Raw genomic sequence first — 5671 nt, 5'->3', positions numbered from 1 at the left:
CCCGCGCCGGCGGCTGCCACGACCGCGGCGGCTGCGGGTCGGCACCACGCCGACCAGATACCCGCCGCCCTCGGCCTCCGCGCCGGCGGCCTCCTCCGTGGCCCGGCCCGTACCCCCGTACTCCCGGACGTCGACGACGGTCGTCATCGGCAGAATCCTGGCACCCGCCTGCTCGGCGAGGTAGAGGTAGTTCTCGGTGAGCGTGTTCTTGGCGCCGTGCCGGCAACCGGTCATGCACTCGCCACACTCCGTGCACGCGCGCCGGGAAGGCCCCGCGCCGCCGAAGTACGGGTCCGGCACCTCAGCCCCGGACGCCTGCCGCGGGGTGGCACGCTGTGTCTCGGTACGCCGCGGGTCACCGTCCCGGTCGCCGCCGCCGTCTCGGTCGCTGTCCTCGGGAGGGCACCGTGCGTCCCGCCCGTCCCCGAAGTAGACTCCGACCTGCGCCAGATGGAAGGTGTCGCCCGCCCCCATCCGCTCGGCGGCCGCCTTGAGGTGCACGTCGGACGGCGTCATCGTGGGGTTGGGCCGCACGCCGAGCATCCGGCGCGCCTGGTCGTAGTGGGTTCCCAACTCGTCCTGCCAGTCGGTGATGTGACCCCACTGGCGGTCCTGGAAGAAGGCCGGTGGCGGGACGTAGAGCGTGTTGGCGTAGTTCAGCGAGCCACCGCCCACCCCAGCTCCTGCCAGGATCATGACATTGTTCAGCAGATGAATCCGCTGGATGCCGTACAACCCCAGCGAGGGCGCCCACAGGTAGTTCCGCAAATCCCAGGAGTTCTTCGGCAGGTCTTCCCGGGCGAAGCGGCGGCCGGCCTCCAGGACGCAGACCGAGTAGCCCTTCTCGGTGAGCCTGAGCGCGGCCACCGAGCCTCCGAATCCGGAGCCGATGACAATGACGTCGTAGTCGTGGTCGTGGTCGGACACGGGAACTCCTTGACGGGGGCGATGAGGGTGACGACTCCGGGTCGGCTCGGCGCGCGCGCCGAGCGTCCGGACCCGCCCGACCGGACGGCTGCTCGGTCAGCGGAAGCGCAGGGCCTTGAGCGCCCTCAGCGAACGCGTCATGAACTCCGCGTACGCCTCGTCGCTCATCCCGAGGGACGGCGCCATCGGCAGCACCCGCTGATGCGCCACGGTCTGCGCCTCGGTGTACTTGAGAATCCCCTCCGAACCATGCCGTCGACCCAGCCCGGAGTCGCCCATGCCGCCCATCGGCGACTGGACGCTGCCGTACGCCGCGGCGTAGCCCTCGTTGACGTTCACCGTGCCGGCGCGCAGCCGCGCCGCGACCCGCCGAGCGTTCCGGCCGTCGCGGCCCCAGACGCTGGCGTTGAGGCCGTACGGTGTCGCGTTGGCCAGCTCCACGGCCTCGTCCTCGGTGGCGTACCGGTAGATCGAGACGACCGGCCCGAAGGTCTCCTCGGCGCACACCGCCATCCCGGGTCGGACCCCGTCGAGGATCGTCGGCTCGTAGAACAGCGGCCCGACGTCCGGCCGCGCGCGGCCCCCGGCGAGCACGGTCGCACCCTGCTCCACCGCGTCCGCCACGTGCCCCGCCACCTGATCGAGTTGGCGCTGGGACACCAGGGAACCCATGTCCGCCCCGTACGCCAGTGAACCGCCGAGCCGCATCGCCTTCGTCGCCGCGACGAAACGGGCCAGGAAGTCCTCGGCGACCGACTCGTGGACGTACAGCCGCTCGACCGATACGCACAGCTGACCCGCGGAGGAGTACGCCGCGCGCAGCGCCCCCTGCGCCGCCTTGCCCAGGTCGGCGTCCGGCAGCACGAGCATGGCGTTCTTCCCGCCCAACTCCAGCGAGCTGCCCACCAGCCGGGCGGCGGCTTGCTGGGCGACCTCCCGACCCGTACGGGTGGAACCGGTGAACGAGACGTAGTCGGCCCGGGCCACCAGCTCCGGTCCGACAACCGGCCCGTCACCCAGCACGACCTGCCAGACCTCGGCGGGCAGTCCGGCCTCCACGAGCAGTTCCCGCGCCCACAGGGCGGTGAGCGCGGTCTCCGTGTCCGGCTTCATGACCAGGGCATTGCCGGCGAGCAGCGCGGGCAGGGCGTCGCCGACGGAGAGTTCCAGGGGGTAGTTCCAGGGCGCGATCTGGCCCACCACACCGCGCGGTTGGCGCAGTTCGGTGACCCTGGTGAGGGCCGGGATCGCGCCGGTGTGCCGCTTGGGACGGAGATAGTCGGACGCCTTGCGACCGTAGTGGCGGGCCGCCACGGCGACGGCCAGCACCTCCTCGAAGGCGTGCAGCCGGGTCTTGCCGGTCTCCAACTGGATCAGGTCGAGTGCCTCCGCCTGCCGGCGCAGCACGAGGTCGTGGAAGCGCAGCAGGACGGCGGCCCGCTGCCGTACGGGCCGGTCCGCCCAGGCGGGCTGTGCGGCGCGGGCGCGGTCGAACGCCGTGTCGACGTCCTCCTGGACGGACTCCGGCGTGGCCTGCGGCAGTTCGGCCAGGGTTTCCCCGGTGAGGGGTGCGGTGCTGGTGGTACGGCCGCCGCCGATCACCTGGCTGGTGAGCCGGGCGACCAACTCGGGCGTCACGACGTCGGCGCGGCTCCGGCCGGAGCCCGGAGCGGATGCCACGGGGTTGCGGGCCGAGGCGGAGTCGGCTGCCTCAGTGCTGGCGGAGCTGCTGCCGCTGACGGTGCTGGCAGTGCCGCCGGTGCCGCCGGTGCTGGTACCGTCGCCGGCGCCTTGGCCGGTGGGGTCGCCGGGGCCCCGTCGCCCGTCCGGGAGCGGCTGGTCCACGAGTCGGGTGTCCTGAGGGTCCTGCGAGTCCGTCATGACTTGAGAGTAAGCCTGCGGGTGGCATGACGCATACCCATCGGTAACCAGTCTTCACAGGCCACGCACAATCCCGCCAGCGGACACTGGCGGGATTGGTGTGCGTCAGCCGGGCGTCTCGCCGCTCGCCCTCAGAGTTCGTTGATCCTCAGACTGTCCACGACGTCCTGGAACATCTCCTCGCCGGTCTTCGCGTGCTCGTCCGCTTTGGGCATGTCCACATAGACGCGATAGCGGACGTTGTCCTCGCTCAGGACCGTCATCTCCTGCCGAAGCCTGGGGAGTTCCTCGGTGGAGTCGTCGTAGTCGTCCGGCGGCAGGTAGGTGGTGACGATCTCGGCGCCGTCGGCGCCCTGGTGCGTGGACTCGTTCACCCTCGGCTCGGCCTCCTCCATGGTGTCGTCACCGATGTCGACCTGAGCACCGTCCTCGTAGAACTCCTTACGGCTGTTCGCGTCCTCCAGCGCGGAGTCGTCGATACCGCCTTCCCGAGACACGTAGATCTTGAACACGCCACCCGGGTCGTCGAAGGTCACCCTGTTCTCGCCGACACTGCGCTGGTAGTCGCTGGGCACCGCGAAACTCGCGCCGACCCGCTTGCTCTCGTCCCGCTTCTCCCAACCGGACGGCAGCTCGTCCCCCCGGATCTTGTCCATCAGGCCCGTTTCCAGCACCACCGCCGGGATCAGTCCCGCGAGCAGCACCGCGACGATGCCTATCTGCACCTTGCGGCTGTACCGCACCTTGCGGGCCCCGGTCAGCACGGTGTTCTCGAAGCGGTTCTCGCCACCGACCGGCCCCCCGGTGACCGCCGGCTGGGTCGGCCGGTGCACCTCCTGCAGGACGCGCCGTACTTCCGCGGCGGCCGGACGCTCGCTCGGCTTCTTCCGCAGCAGCTGCATGATCAGCATGCCCAGTGCCCCGGGCGCGCGGGCGGGCCGCTGCGGCTCGGCGGAGAGTACGGCCTGGAGGGTGGCGGGCGAGTTGTTGCGCCGGAACGGCGAGACGCCCTCGATGGCGGCGTACAACACCACGCCCAGCGACCACAGGTCCGACTCCGGGCCCGGCCGCTGGCCCAGCACCCGTTCCGGCGCGATGTACTCCGGCGAGCCGATGAACGCGCCGGTCTCCGTCAGCCCCTGCTCACCCTCCACCTGCGCGATGCCGAAGTCGGTGAGCACCACCCGGTCGTACCGTCCCAGCAGGACGTTGTCCGGCTTCACGTCCCGGTGCAGCACCCCCCGCTCGTGCGCCGCGTCCAGGGCACCGAGCACGGCGAGGCCGATCCGCGCCACCTCCCGCTCGTCCAGGGTGCCCTCGGCGAGTTGACCCGCCAGCGAGGAGCCCTGCACCAGCTCCATCACGATCCACGGCTGTTCGCCCTCGACGACCACGTCGTGCACGGTGACCACCGAGGGATGGTCGATACGCGCGGCGGTACGGACCTCGCGGCGCATCCGCTGGTACATCGTCTGGCGTTCCGGCTCGGAGAGCTGGGCCGGCACCCGCGGCTCCTTGACCGCGACCTCACGCTCCACCACCTGGTCGTGCGCCCGCCACACCGTGCCCATTCCGCCCTGGCCCAGGCGCGCGACGAGTTGGTACCGGCCGCCGACCAGGCGTCCAGCCTCCGGGTCCTGCTGGCCGCCGGTGGCCAACTGGGTGGGGGCGTACGAGGCTGCCGCGGGACCGCCTGCCGGACCAGCCGCCGGACCAGGCACGGGACCGCCTGACCGTTCCGGGCCCTCTCCCCTCCCGGCCGGGGGCGGAATCGCTCCGTGCCCCGGGCTGGAGCCCTGCGCGTGCCCCGAGCCCTGCGCCTGCCCGGGTCTCTGCCCCTGCCCCTGCCCCTGCCCCTGCCAGGAGGACTGCGCTGCCGGGTTGTTGGCGGCATGGCTCGGTTGCGGCGGCAGCAGGTCGTAACTCGTCGGCTCGTTCGCCGCGTCCCCGTCGTTCGTCATGACCTCATCACATCACTACTGTGTCGCGCACAGTGATCATCAGCGGAAAGTGTTCCCTGGCGGGACGCCCTGTCATCTGGTGACCGGTCGCGGGTGCCGACCAACGCGTCACCCGCGTCCCTCAGGACAGCGGCTGATAGGTATCGACCGCCCCTTCGAAGTACCGATCGACCGCCTTCTCCTCGTCCTCCGGGCCGATGACGAGCACGAGGTGATATCGGTCATCGACAATCATCGCGCGGTTGCGCACGTACACCTTCCGGCCGCTCTCGTCCTCCCAGGTGTACGTGCCCTCGGCCATCGCGGTGTCTCCCACGTCAATACGCCGCAGACTACTCGCCGAGGACCAGCCCGAGGAACGGTAGGGCTCGAGTTCCCGCTCCTTGTCGCTCTGGTACGCCAGCGGATCCTTGCCGTACTTCGCCGTCGAGTCCCGCCCGTTGACCACGATCATCTCGAAGTTGCCCCGGTCGAAGCGCACCTGCTCGCTGCTGGGCACCGTGCGCCGGTCCCAGCCCTCCGGCAACGCGATCCGGAAGCCGGCGGCGTCCTCGTGCATCGCGAAACCCTCCGGGAGCTGGCCGGACCCCGGGCCCTCGGAGGGCTGCTTCCCGGAGTCGGTGTCGGCGCCACCCGAGTCCCCGTCACCCGTGTCCTCGTCCTTGTCCCCGCCCCGGCCCTGTGGGCCGTCCGGGTCCCCGCCGGAGTCCCCGCCGCGCTCGGAGGATTCGCCCAGGGACCCACGCTGTTGCCCGCCCCCGCTGTCCGCCTCCGGCATGAACCACATGGCGTACAACACCACCAGGGTCAACGCCAGTAGTACCAGGCCCACCAGCGTCCGCCCCAGGCTGCGCGGGCCCCCACCGCGCGCCCCCGGCCGGCGGGAGGCGGCCGAGCGCCGC

At 71.3% G+C, this 5671-nt stretch carries 3 protein-coding genes and 1 pseudogene; all 4 read right to left on the bottom strand.

Annotated features, from left to right (window positions below; translation table 11 throughout):
* Nucleotides 1–927 (bottom strand): FAD-binding protein (locus AN216_RS10720; protein WP_139140901.1); only part of this gene is annotated, 927 nt, incomplete at its 3' end.
* A 96-nt stretch (nucleotides 928–1023) separates the two neighbouring features.
* The gene (locus AN216_RS10715) at nucleotides 1024–2808 is read right to left on the bottom strand and encodes a succinic semialdehyde dehydrogenase (RefSeq protein WP_079166468.1); all 1785 of its coding nucleotides are present in this window, start codon (nucleotides 2806–2808) and stop codon (nucleotides 1024–1026) included.
* A 131-nt stretch (nucleotides 2809–2939) separates the two neighbouring features.
* On the bottom strand, nucleotides 2940–4769 hold the full coding sequence (locus AN216_RS10710) for a serine/threonine-protein kinase (protein ID WP_079166467.1): 1830 nt from the start codon (nucleotides 4767–4769) through the stop codon (nucleotides 2940–2942).
* 121 nt (nucleotides 4770–4890) lie between these two features.
* Nucleotides 4891–5671 (bottom strand): annotated as a pseudogene (locus AN216_RS10705) (protein kinase); the annotation flags it as partial.

The sequence above is a fragment of the Streptomyces oceani genome (assembly GCF_001751245.1).
Lineage (GTDB): Bacteria > Actinomycetota > Actinomycetes > Streptomycetales > Streptomycetaceae > Streptomyces > Streptomyces oceani.
The sequence above is the reverse complement of the archived record's forward strand: the minus strand, read 5'-3'. Positions and strand labels throughout refer to the sequence as shown.

Bases quoted from the DNA above. Each gene is read 5' to 3' on its own strand.
- AN216_RS10715 (WP_079166468.1), bottom strand. From the start codon at position 2,808: ATGACGGACTCGCAGGACCCTCAGGACACCCGACTCGTGGACCAGCCG.
- AN216_RS10710 (WP_079166467.1), bottom strand. From the start codon at position 4,769: ATGACGAACGACGGGGACGCGGCGAACGAGCCGACGAGTTACGACCTG.